This is a genomic window from Nostoc punctiforme PCC 73102 (assembly GCF_000020025.1).
Lineage (GTDB): Bacteria > Cyanobacteriota > Cyanobacteriia > Cyanobacteriales > Nostocaceae > Nostoc > Nostoc punctiforme.
Map to the genome: position 1 here is coordinate 2,305,284 of NC_010628.1, position 21,212 is coordinate 2,326,495.

Below are 21,212 nucleotides of genomic sequence, written 5' to 3' on the forward strand. Positions count from 1 at the left end.
GCATTCTGGAGAAATCAAAAAAAGTATTGACTTACAAGCGTTACAGAAGTTTTTAGCTAAATCTTGATATATTGGTCTGATAATCAGCAGACTATACGCGAATAAATTATATAGTAAAGATTAAATCAATAATTTTAAGGCACAATAGATCGCGCCTAAATTACTATGAGATTTTTTAATAACATCTGTCAAAAGAAATAAAAATTGTATTCCTTTAGTTAGAGCCAAAAATACTGAGTCATAGATACTTTAAGTAAAGTAGAACATGATTTAAGTACCTACTGAAAAATTGATACTTTTAGGTACACAGATAAATCATATTTATCTCTATTATTTCATGTTTATATCTGGTCTAACAAAAGGTAGAGGCTTTTTTCGTCTCGCCTTGAAAATCAACAATGCAAACATCGTCATCTAGTGGAGTTGCCATGTCTGAATTGCTTCAAGCAGTCTTAGATAGTGAAGAAAGAAGTGATTTGCGTTCCTTTCTTAGTGAATTACGCCAACAAGAAAAGAAGTACTTGCTGCGGAACGACATACTCAATGTATATAGTGAGTATTGCTCAAAGTCCCAGAAACCAGAGGCTTATTACACTACCTCTGAGTTAGGCAAACTGATTTACTATACTCAGGAAATTATTCAGGAAGATTCCAACTTCTGTTTCATCATCCGTTCGAAGATTGCTAGCCAAGAAGTTTATTGGTTGACATCAGACTTGAGCATTGAGCCGATGACCGTACAGGATTTGCTGGATTTGCGCGATCGCTTGGTGAACAAATTTCATCCCAACGACGGCGACCTGCTAGAATTGGACTTCGGTCCATTTTACGACTACACCCCAATCATCCGCGACCCCAAAAATATTGGTAAAGGGGTACAATTTCTCAACCGCTATCTATCCAGCAAAATATTTCAAGACTCCAAGCAATTGCTGGAAAACTTATTAAATTTCTTGCGCCTGCACCATTACAACGGTGTCCAACTGCTAGTCAACGATCGCATTCAATCACAACAGCAACTTTCCGAGCAAGTTAAGAAAGCTATCGGCTTTGTTAATAATCGCCCCGATGATGAACCCTACGAACAATTCCGGTTTCAATTGCAGTCAATGGGTTTTGAGCCGGGTTGGGGTAACACCGCAGCACGCGTGCGAGAAACTTTAAATATTCTCGATGAATTGATTGATTCTGCCGACCCCCAGACCCTAGAAGCCTTCATTTCTCGTGTCCCGATGATTTTTAGAATCGTCTTAGTGTCGGCTCACGGCTGGTTTGGGCAAGAGGGAGTGTTAGGTCGTCCCGATACTGGCGGTCAGGTAGTTTACGTCCTTGACCAGGCAAAGAGCCTAGAAAAGCAGCTACAAGAAGATGTCCTGCTTGCTGGTTTAGAGAAATTGAATGTCGAGCCAAAGGTAATTATTCTTACCCGCTTGATTCCCAATAGTGATGGCACTCTTTGTAATCAACGGCTAGAAAAAGTCCACGGTACCGAAAATGCCTGGATTTTGCGAGTGCCTTTACGGGATTTTAATCCTAACATGACTCAAAACTGGATTTCCCGGTTTGAGTTTTGGCCTTATCTAGAAACTTTCGCGATTGACTCAGAAAGAGAACTACGGGCAGAATTTCAAGGCACACCTGACTTAATAGTTGGCAACTATACTGATGGGAATTTAATAGCATTCTTGCTGGCGCGACGGCTAAAAGTTACCCAATGCAATGTTGCCCATGCTTTGGAAAAATCTAAATACTTGTTCAGTAACCTCTACTGGCAAGAATTAGAGGAGAAATATCATTTCTCATTGCAATTCACAGCTGACTTGATTGCGATGAATGCTGCCAATTTTGTTGTCAGCAGCACCTATCAAGAAATTGTCGGAACACCGGATAGTGTGGGACAGTACGAGTCTTATAAGTGCTTCACCATGCCGGAGTTGTACCATGTTACCAATGGTATTGAATTATTTAGTCCCAAATTTAATGTCGTACCGCCTGGAGTAAACGAAAATAATTACTTCCCCTACACTCGGACTAAAGATCGAGTAGAGAGCGATCGCCAACGCCTGGCAGAAACACTCTTTACTCTGGAAGATCCTACGCAAATATTTGGCAAACTCGACGATCCTAACAAGCGCCCTCTCTTCTCAATGGCGCGTCTTGACCACATCAAAAACCTCACAGGTTTAGCTGAATGTTATGGTCAAAGTAAAGAATTACAAGAGCATTGTAATTTAATTTTGGTGGCGGGTAAGTTACGTGTAGAAGAATCAGGCGATAACGAAGAACGTGACGAAATTATCAAACTCTACAACATCATTGACGAGTACAATCTCCACGGGAAGATTCGTTGGCTGGGTGTGCGCTTGTCTAAAACTGATTCTGGTGAAATTTACCGAGTCATTGCCGATCGCCAGGGAATTTTTGTACAACCAGCTTTATTTGAAGCTTTTGGTTTGACAATTTTAGAGTCGATGGTTTCAGGATTGCCAACTTTTGCCACACAGTTTGGTGGACCACTAGAGATTATTCAAGATAAGGTGAATGGCTTTTTGATTAACCCAACAAATTTAGATGAAACAGCCACAAAAATTGTGGACTTCATTACTAAATGCGAACAGAATCCTAACTATTGGAATGAAATTTCGCAGCGAGGCATTGACCGAGTTTACAGCACCTATACTTGGAAAATTCACACTAGCAAGTTGTTATCATTAGCACGGATTTATGGCTTCTGGAACTTTACCTCGAAAGAGAATCGGGAAGATTTGTTACGTTATCTTGAGGCCTTGTTCTATTTAATTTACAAGCCAAGAGCGCAACAACTATTAGAGCAGCACAAGTATCGGTAATTTGTCATTAATCATTAGTCATTTGTTGTGGTCAAGGACAAATGACTAAGTTGTCAAAGCCCGCCAAGTTCGCTGACCAACTATTCCATCCGTTCCTAAATTCTGCTGGTTTTGAAAGGCTTTGACAGCAGTTTCTGTCAGTGCGCCATAAATCCCATCCACTCTTACGGCATAACCGTTAGCCACTAACAGCCGTTGTAAGACTCTGACAGCAAGGCCAGAGCTACCGAAATAAAGAGTCGGCATAGGTTGGCTACTAAACCTCTGGAAACGTCCTGTAACCTTTATGCGGACTTGGCCTACAGACTGAGAATGCTTTTTAGACTTACCTAAGTTAGAAGAAGCTAGGAACTGATTATTTTTGCTGATTTTCTGAAGTATATATCCTTTCTCTAGTGCGATCGCTGAGGGAGAAGCCTGGGAAATCTCATCTGTCTGCATAAATTCAGGCGGTGTGACTTGAGCAGTTATCTCCGACTCATTCTGTTTTGACTGCTTTTCGTCATTTTCCATCTGAACTAATTGCTGTTGTGGCAAATTGGTTCCAAATGCTTGTCTTATTGTTAATACGCCCGTCATCATCAGGCTAATTTCAGTCATTGTAGTTCATTCATTTTACTTCAACCAATATTTCTTTTAACTAACAACATTGCTGCTGTTCAGGATAATACATATTGACTAAATAAAAAAGTCATGTACTAATTTTTTCAGATAATATTTTTTCAGATAAAATTATCATATTCATATTTACTCACCTCCGATTCCATCTAATGAGACTAATATTATTAGTTTTGTGCCTTTTTTATCTTTAATCAAGCCACTAACTTCTAAGATATGCTATTTAAATCAACGGTTTAGACAATAACATACTATATGATTCTCTGGGAATGCCATCGAAGAATTTTTTCTCGTTACCTTTGGCTCATGCTTGATACGCTGATGCTGCTTTTCTCATATTTATACTGCCAGCAAAAATCCTGTAAATTCCCTGAGTCTGCTTTTTAGGCATTGATCGATGCAACATTTGATAATAATGATAAACTCTTGATTTTAAACAATTTGTCCTCCTTTAGAGAGGGTTATCAACTTTTTATCAATCACTTTTATATTGCAGGATACATACTGGTCATTACAGCATTATCTAGTTTTGCCAACTTCACTCTGCAAATATTCAGCTATGTTTCCTAAATATTTGCTTTGTAATTGAATTTATATGGCTCCTTCGCCGTCTTCTTGGAAAACGCATACTTCGAACTCAAGAAAATGAAACCGCACAACGTTGTTTTCCTGTCTTGAATTTGAACTAGAGTTGAGACTACTGCATAACAAAGTTACATGCTGGCAATGTAAATAATGTGTCTACAATTCTCTTGCCACACCTGTGTTAATTTTTATAACATTTTTAAATATGAAGAAAGGATGCACCTTATTAGCGCGTAGGTGTAGCCCGCCCTTAGACATCGCTTAGTACGCTTAGTTGTGGATGTTGAAAAACTTTTTACCTTTTTTCATCTCGCCACAAAGCAATACCACCTAATAAACCAGTAATATTAGGGATGAGTTTTACATTTAAAGGTAGCTGGAAATTCACTCTGACAGCTTCACCACCGCCAATGTAAAGGTAATCATAATTGAACAGATGTTGTAAGGATGCGATCGCCTTTTCTAAACGCCTATTCCATCTTTTCTCACCAATTTTTTCTAACTCTGCACGCCCTAACTGCTGCTCAAAAGTCTCTCCTTTGCGAAACGGATGATGTCCCATTTCCATATTTGGTACTAGCTTACCGTCTACAAATAAAGCTGAACCAAACCCTGTACCGAGAGTAATCACCAGTTCTACACCTTTACCTGCGATCGCACCAAATCCCTGCATATCTGCATCATTAATCACCCGTACAGGCTTGTTTAAGTGTTTTAATAACGCTGTTTCCAAATCAAATCCAATCCAATCTGGATGTAAGTTTACCGCCGTTTCCGTGACTCCACATCGAACCACACCAGGAAAACCCACCGAAACGCGATGAAATTCACCTTGAGCCGCAGCTAACACAACAATTGCATTAATTACAACCCCCGGTGTAGCAGGTTGAGGTGTATCTAAACGCGCTCTTTCTGTTACAGGACTTCCCGTAATATCTAAAACCATAGCCTTAACGCCACTACCACCAATATCAACCGATAGGGTACGAATCGATCCATTTTCTTCAACCATTGAGTTACATCCTTGTTAATGCTTGTTCTTTCGATATTATGCTCTGCTGCATCCGATCGAATTCGGATGTTTGGAGAGTCTTTATATTGAGGGGAAAGTAGAGGAGATGAGTTCTCTACTCAACTTAGCGCCAGCAAGGTTTGAGCAACTCATGTTTTAAGATTAAAGAATCTTCGTGGCTACCCTGCTCCTCACAGAGACCCTCCAGCCTGGAGAGTGCCAAGCCTATCGACAATCACAGTTTAGTAGTCCTGAGTCCTGAGTAGTATATCAACACATTAGACGCACGACAACATCCAGATTTGCTAATGTAGAGATAATGGAAATAGTACTGGCGTAGCTGCTTAAAATCTATCGGGCAGCAAATTTCTATTAAAAGTAATAATAAGAGAAAGAATTATGACGGCGTTTGAACCTCAAAGCATCCGCTCTTATAGCCAAGAAGATGTCCAACAAATTCTACACTTAGCGATCGCTCGTCAAGCTAATGACAAAAATACAGAATTTTCTTATGAGCAGATACTAGAAATTGCTGCTGAGTTAGAAATCTCACCTGATTCTTTAAAATTAGCCGAGCGCGATTGGTTAGTACAACAAGGTCAAGTCCAACAGCGAAAGGCTTTTGACGCTTACCGTGTTAGAAGATTTCAGAAGCGTCTAGGAAATTATGCAATTTTTAATGGCTTTTTTATACTGTCAAATTTACTAACTGGTGGCGGAATTTCTTGGTCGCTGTACATTTTGCTATTCTGCGGATTACCTGTAGGGCTAGATGTATGGAATACTTTTCAAATCAAAGGCGAAGAGTATGAAATAGCATTCCAGAAGTGGAGCCGTAATCATCAGATTAAGAAAACCATCAGCACAGTTTTGAATAAATGGTTTAAGGCATTACAGGTTTAGTAGATTTGCTTAGGTAAGGTAACTGTTTGTAGGCATCAGTAACTCAAATAAAAACCCCGCAGGAGAAACGGGGTAATATTTTCCGCTACCTACATTTGTTGTGTAACATCACTTAAATAAAATTTTAAGAAACACAGCAATTATTAGGATTAAAATTGATATTATCTGATTGGCTGAAAGTATTATTTCTATCTTTATACTGATATGAGTATCTATCAATAGTCTGAAAAATGATTTTATCTACAGTGGGTTTCAAAAAATATAGGACTCGTATTTGATTTTTAAACAAGACTCAGTATCGATCTATCCCTTCTTTCTTATTTCTTATTCCCTCTTCTCTGCCGATGCGAGTAAATATGGCTACGCCACGCTGCGCGAACAGAAATCAAACCGGATTGCTATATCCCTCTTTCAAGAAACACTTGACGTAAAGCTTATATAGAAAGGGTTTGATAAAATGAAGCTTCCTCCTTATCTTGGGATTTGGGGACAAGTTGAAGACCAAAAGCTTGCGCTTTCTTCTGGAGATTTTTGAGGATCAAATCCTGGTATTTTTGCTCATAGTATTCCATACCAGGATCAGAATATCGTCCAGCAGTTGTCCAAATTTGGTAGAACAAACGAGCCAGGTTGTGTGCAGTAGCAGTTATTGCTTTGGGTGCGCCCAAGCGAGAACGTAACCGACGATAAAATGCACCTAGAGCAGAACGGCTGTGAGTCAGAGAAAAAGCCGTTATGCGAAAAGCATTTGCAGCACGATTGACAACAGTACGAGTTTGAGAGCTTTTGACCTTACCGCCAGTCACTTTTTGACCAGGACATAAACCCAACCAAGAGGTGAAGTGTTTAACGCTGGGAAAACGTTTCGGGTTTAATCCCACCTCAGATAAAATAGTCTGAACAGTTAAAGCATCAAGACCATCAATCAGTGTAAAATCTACTCCTGCCATCCGAAAAAGATATTTATGCAAATCAAAATCGGGGTGATTTGCAGTCGGTTTTTTTCTGCATTTTCTTCCTGTTGTTGGCGGTTCATCTAAAGTTTTAGGTTCATGCATATGCTAAACATTTTTCAATTTCAGCGTCAACAGCAATAATCTGTTGTTGATAAATCTCATACAGTGTTAATTCTTGCTGGAGGACAAATAAATGTTCACGACGGTAATCACCAGTTAAAGATGCAGCAATATCTGCTGTGCTGCTTTTAATATGTGGGTCTTTGAGGGATGCTAAAACTTGTGGGTCTTGTTCACCAGCAACGATTGCTTTTATAATCTTCATTCCGGTCAAACCAGTCACATCGCTGATGACTTTGTGGAGATGTAAATTCATCTGGATGAGTGCCTTTTGCATCCGTTGTATATGGGCACTAGCACTCTTGATTAAGGTATCTCGTTGACGAATATAACTGCGTAGCACACAAACTTGGTCTTCTGGGCGAAAAGAACCAGACAGTAGTCCATATGTATGTAACTTTTGTAACCACTGGCAATCTAACACATCTGTTTTGCGCCCAGGGACTGTTTTAACGTGATGAGCATTGACTAATTTGACCTCAAAACCCTTGGCTTCTAATACCTGAAACACTGGAATCCAATAAACTCCTGTGGCTTCCATTGCCACGGTATTTATTCGGCATTCCTTTAACCAATCGGCCATTGCAATTAAATCAGGGGTAAAACACCCAAATCGGCGAACATTTTTATCTGCCCTATCAGGAGGGACACAAACCCAATGTTCTCCACTACCAAGGTCTATTCCGGCTGCGTTCTGGTTAATTTCTTCTAAAGTGGATGAAGGTTTTACCACAGGTACAGGCTGGTTCTTCTCTTGATTTGCTGGCAATTTCATTGCTGCAACCCTGTTGTAGTTATTATGGATAGTCCTGACGAAAGGGATGTACTCATAGATAATCTTTCAAACGGGATAGGAAACTTTATCCTTCACCAATGTCATAGGCATAATGCCCCAGAACCATGCTCCTAATCAGGCTCAACACACTATTGTGGGTTCGGTTTTAACTGTCAGGATAATTATTAATATACCTGTTGATTAGTCGCCTCAAAATAGTTTCTTTCATTCATAGCGGGTGGCAGTGCCGCCTGTGCGGTTGCTCCTAAGAAACAAGGCAGGAGGCAGGAGGCAGAAGGCAGAAGGGAAGAGGATTTGACTTGTTTCTTCCATCCATAACGGAAGCCAGCGCGTCCGTAAACAGCTTCTGTCACTTGTCGGAATAAGAAAGTAATAAATAAACTAAACTATCCAGAAGCATAAGAGGGTTTAAATTGATTCATTGCACTAATTAAATGATTAAATCCCAGGAATAAATGGGAATTAGGAAAAATATCTCTGGGTCAGAACTTAAGTAAGTCGGCAGGAAAATTTACAAGTATGTAACGAAAATTTCACCAATTCAATCTGACTCTTTTTAGCACCCATCTTAACCCAATACTTGTCGGGTTTTGGGGAAAAGGGAAAGAGGAAAGGGGAAAGAAAAAACCTTTAACCTTTAACCTTTTCCCCAAACCCAATGCCGAGTTAAAAATGGTTAACCGAGCAGTATTGCATATTAACCTGTCGGGACTTAATTTAATAGAGCGATGCCTGCGGCGGGCTACGCCTACAGTTCGCTTTCTGTGGTAAGTAAGTTGGTAGAAATAAACCAAATTATGTTACGAAACGTAAATAGTCTTAAAGTCCTACTAATAAACAATGACAAAGGACAAATGACAGTCCTTGCCAGTTAGCTTTAATTGCGCCAATCTACTTATCCCTCATTTGTCACTTTTACCAGAGAATAATCTAGGAGGCTTACAGCATAAGGCTTTTACCAAAAAAGCTTGATTTTGGTCATTCTATTAGAAAATCAACGCTCAAACGCTTGTTATATATAAAGTTGAAAATTTGCCTCAGATTTTTCTTTTCTCAGAGTGACAGAACAGGGTTAATAGCCATAACAAATGACAGCCTTTTCCTGTCGGAGACGCTACGCGAACGCCAGTTACCTTTAATTGCGCTGACCTACTTACTTGGAGTCATGGCCTTTAAGTTGATAATTCAGCGCTTGTGGGTTGATAATAAGGAGGCTTTGACAATCAAAGTTAAGTTCATGGGAGATAAGACAATTGCAATTTTTACCTTAATCGATACCTTAAAATCTACTGTTTACGATCTAGATATCGCTATTTTAGAGGAAGCTTTACGCTGTAGCCGTGAAATAAATCAATCTCAAGTTGGGGCTTGGTTATTGAGCCAGTTTCAGCAACAGGATGATTATTAATTTTTATTAAATTACTTTTGTGTTGGTAGATACTGCTTACTGAGCAGTATTACTTAATGATAAAGATGATTTACATAGTAAAACCGTACAACTTTCCCAAGCTGTACAGCCTGCTTAAATTGTTATAAATGAAATGGGACTTTGCGTAGGCGTAGCCCGCCGTAGGCATCGCATCTACGTCGTTATGAAAGAAAAGTTACCGTTTTTGATTGGTTTTAGTTCCAATGAGCCAAAGCTTTACCCAAGATGGGAGTCAAGCATTTGTTAAAAAAATGTTAGAAGTGGAGAGGTTAGAGAGAATGACGTAGAAGGTAAGTGCATTAAAGTACTCCTGAAAGCCAGTCCTTGTTCAATAAGTTTTGTGTAGAATTTGGTAGTGAGGTCATTTACTTGATTCTCAATTGCAACAATCCAGGTTTGATTTATGAGTCAGTCTTTTTCTCAAAACCAAGGAAGGCGAAATCGTCAACAAAAGCTGTGGCCACAAAAATGGAGTTTAAAGACTAAAGCAATAGTTTGGGCACTAAGCATCAGTGTACTTCCTGTGTTTGCAATTGGGATAGCTACTTACTTCTATGGGATTAATTTAAGTACTAAACAAATACCGCAAGTCAGACAGGAGAGGGCGAAAAGTTCAACAGAAACTGAAGCTCTACAGAGCCAACTGTCACTCTTGTTAACTGGTATGGGGGTAACGGCAATCTTAGCAGGTGCGATCGCTGTTTTTGTGACTAATCGAGCTATTAGTCGAGTTAGCAACGTTGCTGCAACTTCTAATGATATCAAAAATCGGCTACGTCCAGACAGTGAGTTTACTCAAACTTTCATTGCTAACGAAGATGAATTAGTGATGTTAGAGAGAAACATCAGCTTATTCACAGAACTGCTTTCAGTTTTGGTACAAGAGAAAGAAACCGAAGCTGATTATTCTCAACTATTAACGAAAATTACCCGTTGGGTTAGAGAATCATTTAATCAAGAAGATGTTCTCAAAACCACCTCAGAAGAGATTCGTAAAGCTTTAAGCATTGACCGTGTAGCTATCTTCTGCTTCAATTCCCACTCTAATGGAACCTTTATAGTCGAATCAGTAGCACCTGGTTTACCGAAAATACTAGGGGTTACAGTCTCCGATCCTGGCTTCGAGGTAGGGTATATAGAAAAATACCGGAATGGTTGCACTCGTGCTATTGATGATATCTATCAAGCCGATCTCAGTGATGATGATATTGAGTTACTCCAGCAATTTGCTGTCAAATCTAATTTAGTAGCACCTATTTTCAAAGGCAAACAGCTATTCGGTTTATTGGTTGCACATCAGTGTTCTAGAGTTCGCTTTTGGCAGCAATCTGAGATTGATTTATTCGCTCAGATAGCTATGCAGGTGGAATTTGCCCTTGACTACGCCAAGCTTTTAGAAGAGGTAGACACCAAAGCAGATAAAGCTCAGATATTTATAGAAATTACCCGCAGTATTCGCGAATCGCTCAACGAAGAGGATGTCCTGAAAACCACTGTAGAAGAGGTTCGTAAAGTACTTAGTACAGATCGAGTAATGGTTTATACCTTTAATGCTAATTGGTCTGGAACTGTGATTGCCGAATCAGTGATTCCAGGTTATCCAAAAGTTTTGCGGTCTGAAATCCAAGACCCATGTTTCGGTCAGGGTTATGTAGAAAAGTATCAGTCTGGTCGTGTTGCAACCACAAACAACATTTACCAAGCTGGTTTGGCTGATTGTCACATTAGCCTGCTCGAATCCTTTGGTGTGAAAGCAAATTTGGTTGCACCCATTCTCAAAGATGAACAGCTATTTGGCTTATTAATTGCCCATCAATGCTCCAGACCGCGTGATTGGCAACAGCCTGAAATTGATTTATTTGCTCAGATAGCTATACAAATAGGATTTGCTCTTGACCATGCAAGGCTCCTGCAACGCATTGAGGCTGAAGGTATGCAAAGTCAGTTGCTGGCGGATACTATCGGCAGCATACGTCAATCGCTCAACGAAGAAGATGTCCTGAAAACCACTGTCGAAGAGGTTCGCAAAGTACTTAGTACAGATCGAGTGATGATTTATAGCTTTAATGCTAATTGGTCTGGAACTGTAATTGCCGAATCAGTTGTTCTCACGTATCCAAAAGTTTTGCGGGCTGAAATTGAAGATCCATGTTTTGGTCAAGGCTATGTAAAAGAGTATCAGTCTGGTCGCGTTCTGGCAATAAATAACATTTACGAAGTCGGTTTAGCTGATTGTCACATTAACTTACTCGAATCCTTTGGTGTGAAAGCAAATTTGGTAGCTCCCATTCTCAAGGATGAGCAGTTGTTTGGTTTATTAATTGCACATCAATGCTCCAGACCTCGTGACTGGAAACAATCTGAGATCGATTTATTTGCCCAGATAGCAATGCAAGTAGGATTTGCTCTCGACCATGCAAGACTCCTGCAACGAATCGAGGCTGAAGCTATGCGAAGTCAATTATTGGTGGATATTACGCGCAGCATTCACCAATCGCTCAAAGAAGAGGATGTCCTGAAAACCACTGTGGAAGAGGTTCGGAAGGCATTGAGTACTGACCGAGTACTAGTTTATAGCTTTTATGCTAATTGGTTCGGAATTATCATTGCCGAATCAGTGGTTCCAGGTTATCCCAAAGTTTTGCGGTCTAAAATCCACGATTCCTGTTTTACTCAAGGCTATATAGAAAAGTACCAGTCTGGTCGTGTTGTCGCAATCAACAATATTTATGAGTCAGGTTTGGCTGATTGTCACATTAAATTGCTCGAATCCTTTGCTGTGAAGGCAAATTTAGTCGCACCCATTATTAAAGATGATCAGTTATTTGGCTTGTTAATTGCACATCAGTGTTCTGGACCCCGTGATTGGCAACAGCCAGAGATTGATTTATTTACCCAAATAGCTATGCAAGTAGGATTTACTCTCGATTATGCTAGGCTCCTGCAAGCGTATCAAGCTACTGAAGCTAGCTCTAATTAATAGTGAAAAGAAAGATTTTCTTCTTAAGGCAATTCATGTAGACGCATACTCTTAGGTCGAAGCAAGCTACGCGGAGCGTATCGTACAGAAGCAGCTACTTTATAAGAAACGCTCCGCGTATAGTAGCCTATTTATGAATAGTCTCGCGCTCTTTATTAGCAGGTTCCTTCTCTTTGAATAAGTCAGCTGCTGTTAGAAGTAACTCCCTTAAGGTTTGTTTGATTTGGCGCTCTTTTCTGGCCAGAGATGTACCAGCTTCACCTAGTTTGTCTTCTAGCTGCGATCGCTTTTGTTCTACCTGTATAGCTACAGACTCTGCTTGGGGACGAGCCTTATCATACCAGTGTTTAGCCTCATCTAGATAATCTTGAACCTCCATAGAACGTCCGCCATAGCGTGCAGCCATATTAGCTCTGACAATAGCTAGCTGTGCTTGCAATTGCGCGTAACGTTTCTTTAATAACCCGACTTCTTCACTATCTTTAATGGCATTGACAGCAGAATCAATTGCAGTTTTGGTACTAGCTGGTTTTTCTTTACCCGTCTCTTCAATCTCTGCCAAAATTACATCAACCTCTTGCTGGAGTTGTTCTTCTTCACCATCTAGTTGAGCTTGGAGCCGCTTTATATCTGTCTGAGTTTTAGCAATAGATTCGTGTCTTTGAGTATTAATTCCTTCTAGCGCTCCTTCAATAGAAGCTGTCACTTCATCTTTAAGTTCGCTACCTTTTTCTTGAAAGTTTTCAATGACAGCAGAAACAGCATCTCTAACCAGGCTACGAAGTTCACTAGAACCTTGTTTAAACTCAGAGCCTACTTGAGAAACTGCGGATTTAACAATTTCTCGAATCCGATCGGTTCTTAATTGTCCTGTTTCTTTAGCTTGTTGCAAGTCTGCTTGAATTTTTTCTTTGATATTGTTGTTAGGCATTTTCAACTCTTAGAATTTAACTAATTGGGATAAAACTTTTTAGAAATGTTCTTACATCCACATTATGGCGTAGCCAGATCGGGCTTGGTACTTCCTTTAGATAGAAAATTCAAGTTCTAAAGAGGTGAACTGTCAATACTGCTCGGTTAAGAATATTTGCACGAACTGAAGCCCAACAAACCCTACAAAAGATTGGGTTTAGTTCCTCAATCCAACCTCCAAATTTTTATTTGTAGAAAAAACCTACGCAGTATTGAGTGAGCTGTAACATAGCGCCAATTTGTGAGATGATTAATATTTGTTGGTAGTAATTGATAGTGAAATATGTGGCGAGTAAATATTACTTGTTCAAGTGATGCCTGGAAGCTCTATGGTACTGATTTTAAAGCGATCGCCCAGAAGTATCAAGGGGAATTAATTGGTTCCAAAAAAATGCCAGATGGTACGCGCATCATGTCTTATAAAATTGAGGATGTTAGCGATGCAGAAGCCTTTCAAGAAGATTGTGCAAATTTTGCAGGGTTTTCAACTGACTTTGAATCCCTGTAGTAATTGATTCTAATACAACCAGTATTCAAAATCAGGAGACGTTGATTGAAAAAACTACTCACATTAGTATTAGTAACATTTCTGCTATTGTTCAGCGCTTTTACTATGCCTGCTATGGCAGCAGATATAGTTAACGGTGAACAAATATTTAGTCTTCATTGTGCTGGTTGTCATATTAACGGCAGCAACATAGTTAGGCGGGGTAAAAATCTCAAAAAGCAAGCACTGAAAAAGTATGGTATGGATTCAATAGAGGCAGTTACATCTATAGTTACCAATGGTAAAAATAATATGTCAGCCTACAAAGATCGCCTTACTGAACAGCAAATTACAGATGTTGCTGCTTACGTTCTCGAACAAGCTGAAAAAGACTGGCGTTAGAAAGTTACGAGTTAGGAGAGACGCGATTAATCGCGTCTTTACAAGAGTTAGGAGTTTTAACTCTAGTCGTCATAAATCATTCATAATAAAGTAGAAAAGTTAAAAAGCTGTAAAAAACCGCTTTTCAACTCACTAATTATTAAATCTGCTCACTTCCAACTTCTAACTCCAAAAATCGAAAATGAACTTACCCACAGCGAGCCGTCTCCAATTCACTCCTGATTTGAACATCTGTCGCATATTAAATGGTATGTGGCAAGTCTCCGGCGCACACGGACGGATCAATCCCCAAGCTGCCATTGAGACTATGTTCAAATATTTAGATGCAGGCTTTACCACTTGGGATTTAGCAGATCATTATGGCCCTGCTGAGGACTTTATTGGTGAGTTTCGCTGTCAACTAATTGATACTCGTGGTAAAGATGCTTTATCTAAGGTGCAAGCGTTTACAAAATGGGTGCCTCGTCCAGGTAAAATGACGAAGAAATTGGTCGAGGAAAACATTGATATTTCCCTGAGAAGAATGAATGTGGAATCGTTAGATTTGATGCAATTCCACTGGTGGGAATATCAGGATAAAAATTACTTAGATGCCCTAAAATATATGGCAGAACTCCAGACTGAGGGTAAAATTAAGCATCTAGGTTTAACTAATTTTGACACGGAAAATTTGAAGCTGATTACTGAAGCAGGTATCAAAATTGTTTCTAATCAAGTGCAATTTTCCCTTATTGACCGCCGTCCCGAAGTTAATATGGCAGAATTTTGTCAGCAGCATGACATCAAGCTTTTTACTTACGGTACACTGTGCGGCAGCTTGTTATCAGAAAACTATTTGGGTAAACCGGAACCGCGAGGATCTGATCTGTCCACTGCTAGTTTGAAAAAATATAAAAATATGATTGATGCTTGGGGTGGTTGGCAATTATTTCAAGAATTGCTAGCTATTTTGAAGGAAATTGCTAATAAGCATAAAGTAAGTATCTCAAACGTAGCAGTGCGTTACATTTTAGATCAGCCAACCGTGGGTGGTGTGATAGTTGGTGCCAGACTTGGTGTATCTGAACATATAGAAGATAACGCCAAAGTATTTAGTTTTAGTTTAGATGCTGACGATCGCGATCGCATCAGTGCCGTATCTCGACAGTCACGAGATTTGTATCAGCTAATCGGCGATTGTGGCGACGAGTATCGGCGATAATTATCGGGAAACAGGTAATAATAGTATCTTCATGCTGATGAATTAAAGAAGATCGTGACCACTACACTGCACTGGCAAGAACGGGTTGGGAATCAAAGAGATTGGGTTTGGCGGGGCTGGCAAACCCGCTATACTTACATTCGCCCTAGCCAAAATAACCACAAAACACAACCTCTGATTCTGTTACATGGCTTTGGCGCTTCCATTGGTCATTGGCGACATAATCTAGAAGTGTTGGCTGAACATCACACAGTTTACGCCATTGATATGCTGGGTTTTGGCGCTTCTGAAAAAGCCGCAGCTAATTACAGCATTGACTTGTGGGTTGAGCAGGTTTACGATTTTTGGAAAACTTTTATCCGTCAACCGGCAATTTTAGTAGGCAATTCCAACGGTTCACTGATTTCCATGGCCGCCGCCGCCGCTCATCCCGACATGGTGCTGGGTATAGTGATGATGAGTTTACCCGACCCTTCCCTAGAACAAGAAGCCATTCCTCCCATGCTGCGGCCCCTTGTCAGAGCAATTAAAAATGTGGTCGCTTCGCCATTAGTTCTTAAACCTGTGTTTAACTTCGTGCGCCGTCCAGGGGTGCTGCGTCGCTGGGCTAGTCTTGCCTACGCTAACCCAGAGGCGATTACCGATGAACTGATAGAAATTTTAGCTGGGCCTCCCCAAGACAGAGGTTCAGCGAGGGCTTTTAGTGCTTTGTTCAAAGCTGCGATCGGAATTAACTTTAGTCCCAGCGTTAAGACAGTATTACCAACCTTAACAATTCCGATGTTATTAATTTGGGGACAAAAGGATCGGTTTGTTCCCCCAGCCCTTGCTAACCGATTTGCCCAATACAACCAAAAATTGGAAGTACTGAATTTAGCAGACGTGGGCCATTGTCCCCATGATGAATGTCCTGAGCAAGTCAACCAAGCTATTGTAGATTGGATTGAGAGATGGGTTAGCGTAGGCGTAGCCCGCCACAGGCATCGCCAACCCCCTTACACTTTCCCAGCTTTGCCGGAAATTGTCTAAGAGGGCCTTTGTTTATACCACGCATTCATCAGCTAGCGTTGTTGGCGACTCTTTGAAGAGATAGATATGAGGCTTTTGTTATGCAATGGGAGCGATCGCGCCAGCCAATACCTTTGCGACCATTGAATTAGGAATTACTTAACACCTAGCCAATCGTGGCTTGGTTAGTGTCAACATCTGTAGTGCCATTCACAGAACGAGCTACAGAAATCATCTTATTAAGAATTTCTTGACTGGGAACTTTGCCTTTCAATACAACAGTGCTACCCGTTTGAGCAACCCAAAGGGTATTAACATCATCAAGTTGGGGATCTTCATCAAATGCCAAAGCAACCCGCTTTGCCAACCCACTTTGGTCATATTCACCACTTAATCCCAAACGTTCTGGGGGTATGGATTGAGTAGCAGTAGGAGCAGCATTAGTACTAGGAGTTTGTGCTATTGACTGCGGAGTAGGATTTACTTCTGCATTTTGAGGTTTTTCCATTCCAAATAGTCTTTGTAACCAACCCATAAAAATTTTTCTCCTGAATTAGAGGCTTACTGAGTGGAGTATAAAAGCTTTACGAAAATGCCGCATCTACCAATGAAAAGATATCCATTCCATAAAATTCCTCCTTGCAGGATAATTTCTGTCCAATTTTTTATTTCTAGAGAATGCAATGAGTGCAGCTATTGAGTTTACAATAAAAGGTTGCACTGATAATTAGTGCAGTAGTGCGCTACAACAGAAATCAACATACATTTGACAAAATGTCAAGAGTTTGTAACTCAATGAATTTTGACTTTTGAATGAGTGAATTCTGCAAAGCGGTACTAGTTTCTGCGTTCCTCAAATCCTGTTCTAGCCTCTGTTGGCGAAGATGAAACATACCCTTTCAGTTCTCGTAGAAGATGAGGCGGGTGTTCTTTCCCGCATTTCTGGTTTATTCGCCCGTCGTGGTTTTAATATTGAAAGCCTTGCTGTTGGTCCTGCTGAACAGGGAGGAGTCTCCCGAATTACAATGGTTGTACCTGGTGACGATCGCGTGATCGAGCAACTCACCAAGCAACTATACAAGTTAGTTAATGTCCTCAAGGTACAGGATATTACCGAAACTCCTTGCGTCGAACGAGAATTGATGCTTTTGAAGGTGAATGCTAGTAGCAGCAATCGCTCAGAAGTGATTGAACTGTCTCAGATTTTCCGGGCGCGAGTCGTGGATGTCGCAGAAGATTCTCTCACCTTAGAAGTTGTGGGAGATCCAGGTAAAATGGTAGCGATCGTGCAGGTGTTGCAAAAATTTGGTTTAAGAGAAATCGCCCGCACTGGCAAAATTGCCCTGACTCGTGAGTCAGGCGTGAATACCGAGTTACTCAAATCTTTGGAAGCAAAAGTTTAGTTAGGAATTTAATCAGCATATAAATCAAAGACAGCAGAAGTCATAGTGGCAATTGTTACTATGACTTTTGCACTTTAAAATATTCTTAACCGAGTAGTATTGCAATATTTACTTAATCAAATTCTCAAATGAATTTTGGGACAATAATTTCTCAATCTTTTCATATATCTAATTTCAGACTTATAAATTTATTTAAATTGAATTTTCTCGTTTAAATTTGCACTTTTATTTTGAAAATATGGAGATTGAATTCGTTAATTATTAATCTTGATTGCAATTTAGATAGATACCTTTACTTTGCTCTCAAGAAGTATTGATATTGAAGTTTTCTACACTTAGTGCAATGCTATCTAAGTACAAATTTATACTATAAAAATCTAAGTAGCTTGGCACAATCAAATAAAACTATGTAAAGAAAAATGAACTAGCCTAAAACCCTTGTATCTATTGCCTGTTGCCTGATCCCAACAACAATTATTTACGCCCACTTACTTATGCAGGCTGAGGCAATGCGAACGAAAGAACAATGGAAAATCGAGTTTTTTTGACTGGTATACACTTTAGCCGATACATCAGGGAGATAATTTAACTTGTGTGTACACCGTAGTCAGAGCAGGAAGAGGATGGAAGCGGGGTTTTGCAGATAAGAATGAAAAATCGGCTTCTCCATAAGTAGCTTGCGAAATTCATCATTACTTTGGCTAAAGATTGGATGTTTTCCTATATATTCAAGTAGATGTAATTTTTTACGTATAAATGTAATTTATACTTATTAGTACCTCTGTTGTGGATATAGTATCAAAATTAACATCAAATCAAAATTTAGTTTCCCAAGGAATTAACAATATGAACTCACCTGAAGAATACATCAATAATAATTCATCAAATATAGAAAAACAGAGTCCGAATGCAAACATAAATGAGTTGCAATTTAGTAGTAACAGCATGAGCGAAGGTAGAAACTTAGATAAAGTTAGAGAAATTCTTTTTGGCAATCAAACACGGGATACAGAAAGAAAGTTTAGCCGTCTAGAAGAACGTCTAATTAAAGAATTGGGCAACGTGCGAGATGAAACAAGAAAACGTCTAGATGCTTTAGAAATTTATATTAAACAAGAAATTGATTCTTTAACGCAGCGCCTAAAAAATGAGCAATTAGATCGTGACTCTCAGGTAAAAGCAGTTGCTGAAGAAAGTAAAAGCATAATTATATCTTTAGAAAAAAAGATTACTCAATTTGATGAACAAGCGACTAATAGTCAACGAGAGTTGCGCGAGCAGATTCTCAACCAATCTAAAAGCTTACAAGATGAGATACAACAAAAATCTCAGGAAATAGTAGCTTTAATAGAACGGGAAGCTCAAGAACTTCGTAGAGACAAAACGGATCGTTCAAATCTGGCTGCTATGTTTACAGAGTTAGCTAGCCGGCTGAATACAGAAAATAAGTCTTGAGCTAAAGAATTGTTTGAAAATTTATCACTATTAATTTTGGCACTCTTATATTCTCTATACCCCTATTAAAAAGGAGAACTTAAAATAATTTAAAAGTTTTAAGACAAGAATACTTTCAAAATATCCTCTACTCTAAGGTTAAAAGATTTTTACCTATCGGCGCATCTCTCCTGCTTACAACAGAATGCTTGCTACTTGATGATAAATTGTGAATTGGGGAATTTTGGTAATGAGTGACTATTCAAATAATCCAATACCGAAAGCATCCTCTGAAGGTTTGAACAGCAACAACCAAACCTTCGAATTTAATGATGAACTAACTATACTCCGTAGTTTGCTTCTGGATATTGAGCCGACTAAACTCAAAACACTTTATGAGCGATTAGAAAACCCTCAAATTTTACCAGAAGATATTAGCAAGATGCTTCCAGAAGCTGTAATCTTGCGGTCAAAACAAGATAAACAACTTGGCGAAGTAATGGTATCAACTGTGGAAAATGCCATAGAAGTTTCTGTTAAACAAGACCACAATGTGCTTGCAGATGCATTATTTCCAGTTATTGGGCCAGCTACTCGCAAGGCGATTTCCACGGCTCTTGAGGAAATGATGCAATCGATGAATCAAACTCTGGAACATAGTTTGTCTCCACAGAGCTTTAAATGGAGACTAGAAGCGCAACGCACAGGAAAATCATTTGCGGAAATTGTGCTGTTACGGACGCTAGTTTATCGAGTAGAACAAATATTTTTGATTCATAAAAAATCGGGATTATTGCTGCAACATTTAGTAACAACGCAGGTAACAGTTCAAGATCCAGATTTAGTAGCTGCGATGTTGACAGCTATCCAAGATTTTGTCAAAGATTCCTTTAGGGTACAAAAAGTAGATGGACTAAAAAGTTTACGCTTTGGAGAAGTAATGATTTGGATTGAAGAGGGGCCACAAGCTTTAGTAGCAGCGATGATTCGAGGGAATCCTCCCCAAGAATTAAGGTTAGTTTTGCAAGAAGCGATAGAAAAAATTCACCTGAAGCTAGGTAGAGAAATTCAAAATTTTACAGGGGAAACAGCAGCATTTCAGTCCAGCCTGCCTTATTTAGAAGCTTGTCTGGTAGTTCAGTATAAATCTGCTGCTAAAAAAAATTATACCTATGCCTGGGCTTTCTTGGGTGCGATCGCGATCGCTTGTGGGACTTGGGGCTTTTTTACTATTAGAGAACAACTCCGTTGGCAAGCATATCTCCAAAAACTCAACTCTCTGCCAGGAATTGTTGTGATTAACACCAAGCAAGCTTTTGGCAAATATTTTATTTCGGGAATGCGCGATCCCTTAGCAGTAGATCCTAATACACTAATACAACAAACAAATCTTAATCCCAAAATAGTAATTAGCCAGTGGCAACCTTATCTGTCTTTGGAGCCACAATTTGCTGCCAAAAGAGTTGAAAAGTTGTTGCATCCTCCCCAAACTGTATCATTAATGGTTGATAACAACGGTATTCTTAATGTAACTGGTTATGCACCCCGTAAATGGATTTTAGAAGCACGGAAATTATGGACATTTATTCCTGGTATTACCCAATTTCAAGACCAAAAACTCGTAGAAATAGAACTTAGCGAGTTACGGTTATCTAAAATAAAGATAGAAAAAGAAATATTTTTTTTTACAGAAGGAACAACTGAGTTGATGCCTGGTGAAATTGACAAATTGCCTAATTTGTTTTTATCAATCCGCAAATGTTTGAATATTGCCAAGTATTTAGGTAAAAATGTGCAAATTCAAATAATTGGACATACTAATAGTACTGGAACAGAACGAAGAAATAGACCACTCAGTCAAGCGCGCGCTAATAAAATTCTATCTTATTTAATATCCCAAGGAATCAAGATAAACCAATTTCAAGCACTAACTGTAAGTTCTAGCCTAACTTCCCAGCCAGAATTAACATCAGAATCTAAAGAATTTAATCGGAGAGTCTCTTTCAAAGTATTAATAAATAATATCTCTAAATAAAATTAGATCAATTTATGGTTAT

Annotated in this window: 15 protein-coding genes and 1 pseudogene; 11 read left to right on the forward strand and 5 right to left on the reverse strand. The window is 39.4% G+C overall.

Annotated features, from left to right (window positions below; all coding sequences use genetic code 11):
* The first annotated feature begins 428 nt into the window (after positions 1 to 428).
* Positions 429 to 2,849 carry a sucrose synthase gene (locus NPUN_RS09505; RefSeq protein ID WP_012408548.1) on the forward strand — a complete coding sequence of 807 codons (2,421 nt, stop codon included), beginning with the start codon at positions 429 to 431 and terminating at the stop codon, positions 2,847 to 2,849.
* Positions 2,850 to 2,894: 45 nt separating this feature from the next.
* On the opposite strand, the gene NPUN_RS09510 is transcribed toward NPUN_RS09505, so the two are convergent.
* Together NPUN_RS09510 and NPUN_RS09515 are read right to left on the reverse strand one after the other, a co-directional pair.
* Entirely contained in the window at positions 2,895 to 3,449 is a 555-nt protein-coding gene (locus NPUN_RS09510) for a peptidoglycan-binding domain-containing protein (protein ID WP_041565296.1), read from the reverse strand.
* An 898-nt stretch (positions 3,450 to 4,347) separates the two neighbouring features.
* On the reverse strand, positions 4,348 to 5,064 hold the full coding sequence (locus tag NPUN_RS09515; protein ID WP_012408550.1) for an ROK family protein: 717 nt from the start codon (positions 5,062 to 5,064) through the stop codon (positions 4,348 to 4,350).
* 399 nt (positions 5,065 to 5,463) lie between these two features.
* On the opposite strand from NPUN_RS09515, the gene NPUN_RS09520 reads away from it, so the two are divergent.
* Positions 5,464 to 5,967 carry a 2TM domain-containing protein gene (locus tag NPUN_RS09520; protein ID WP_012408551.1) on the forward strand — a complete coding sequence of 168 codons (504 nt, stop codon included), beginning with the start codon at positions 5,464 to 5,466 and terminating at the stop codon, positions 5,965 to 5,967.
* A 434-nt stretch (positions 5,968 to 6,401) separates the two neighbouring features.
* Here the strand turns inward: NPUN_RS09520 and NPUN_RS09525 are convergent.
* A pseudogene (locus NPUN_RS09525) lies at positions 6,402 to 7,776 on the reverse strand (IS110 family RNA-guided transposase).
* 1,228 nt (positions 7,777 to 9,004) lie between these two features.
* Here NPUN_RS09525 and NPUN_RS43055 point away from each other — a divergent pair.
* Complete coding sequence (locus tag NPUN_RS43055) at positions 9,005 to 9,247, forward strand: hypothetical protein (protein ID WP_012408552.1); 243 nt, start codon at positions 9,005 to 9,007, stop codon at positions 9,245 to 9,247.
* Between the two features lie 424 nt (positions 9,248 to 9,671).
* Positions 9,672 to 12,248, forward strand: coding sequence for a GAF domain-containing protein (locus NPUN_RS38695; protein WP_012408553.1), 2,577 nt, complete (start codon positions 9,672 to 9,674; stop codon positions 12,246 to 12,248).
* Between the two features lie 127 nt (positions 12,249 to 12,375).
* Here NPUN_RS38695 and NPUN_RS09540 read toward each other — a convergent pair whose 3' ends face one another.
* A complete protein-coding gene (locus NPUN_RS09540; RefSeq protein ID WP_012408554.1) occupies positions 12,376 to 13,179 on the reverse strand; it encodes a hypothetical protein in 804 nt (267 codons plus the stop codon).
* A gap of 324 nt (positions 13,180 to 13,503) precedes the next feature.
* On the opposite strand from NPUN_RS09540, the gene NPUN_RS09545 reads away from it, so the two are divergent.
* The 4 genes from NPUN_RS09545 (at position 13,504) to NPUN_RS09560 (ending at position 16,339) form a co-directional block, all read left to right on the forward strand.
* Positions 13,504 to 13,728, forward strand: a complete 225-nt coding sequence (locus tag NPUN_RS09545) for a hypothetical protein (protein WP_012408555.1) — start codon at positions 13,504 to 13,506, stop codon at positions 13,726 to 13,728.
* Positions 13,729 to 13,773: 45 nt separating this feature from the next.
* On the forward strand, positions 13,774 to 14,109 hold the full coding sequence (gene petJ / locus NPUN_RS09550; RefSeq protein ID WP_012408556.1) for a cytochrome c6 PetJ: 336 nt from the start codon (positions 13,774 to 13,776) through the stop codon (positions 14,107 to 14,109).
* 181 nt (positions 14,110 to 14,290) lie between these two features.
* On the forward strand, positions 14,291 to 15,310 hold the full coding sequence (locus NPUN_RS09555) for an aldo/keto reductase (protein WP_012408557.1): 1,020 nt from the start codon (positions 14,291 to 14,293) through the stop codon (positions 15,308 to 15,310).
* A 54-nt stretch (positions 15,311 to 15,364) separates the two neighbouring features.
* The gene (locus NPUN_RS09560) at positions 15,365 to 16,339 is read left to right on the forward strand and encodes an alpha/beta fold hydrolase (RefSeq protein ID WP_012408558.1); all 975 of its coding nucleotides are present in this window, start codon (positions 15,365 to 15,367) and stop codon (positions 16,337 to 16,339) included.
* A 145-nt stretch (positions 16,340 to 16,484) separates the two neighbouring features.
* On the opposite strand, the gene NPUN_RS09565 is transcribed toward NPUN_RS09560, so the two are convergent.
* On the reverse strand, positions 16,485 to 16,853 hold the full coding sequence (locus NPUN_RS09565; protein ID WP_012408559.1) for a BON domain-containing protein: 369 nt from the start codon (positions 16,851 to 16,853) through the stop codon (positions 16,485 to 16,487).
* Positions 16,854 to 17,202: 349 nt separating this feature from the next.
* On the opposite strand from NPUN_RS09565, the gene ilvN reads away from it, so the two are divergent.
* The 3 genes from ilvN (at position 17,203) to NPUN_RS09580 (ending at position 21,190) form a co-directional block, all read left to right on the forward strand.
* Complete coding sequence (gene ilvN / locus NPUN_RS09570; protein ID WP_012408560.1) at positions 17,203 to 17,721, forward strand: acetolactate synthase small subunit; 519 nt, start codon at positions 17,203 to 17,205, stop codon at positions 17,719 to 17,721.
* Positions 17,722 to 18,567: 846 nt separating this feature from the next.
* Positions 18,568 to 19,176 carry a hypothetical protein gene (locus NPUN_RS09575; protein ID WP_012408561.1) on the forward strand — a complete coding sequence of 203 codons (609 nt, stop codon included), beginning with the start codon at positions 18,568 to 18,570 and terminating at the stop codon, positions 19,174 to 19,176.
* A 229-nt stretch (positions 19,177 to 19,405) separates the two neighbouring features.
* On the forward strand, positions 19,406 to 21,190 hold the full coding sequence (locus NPUN_RS09580) for an OmpA family protein (protein WP_012408562.1): 1,785 nt from the start codon (positions 19,406 to 19,408) through the stop codon (positions 21,188 to 21,190).
* Positions 21,191 to 21,212 lie beyond the last annotated feature (22 nt).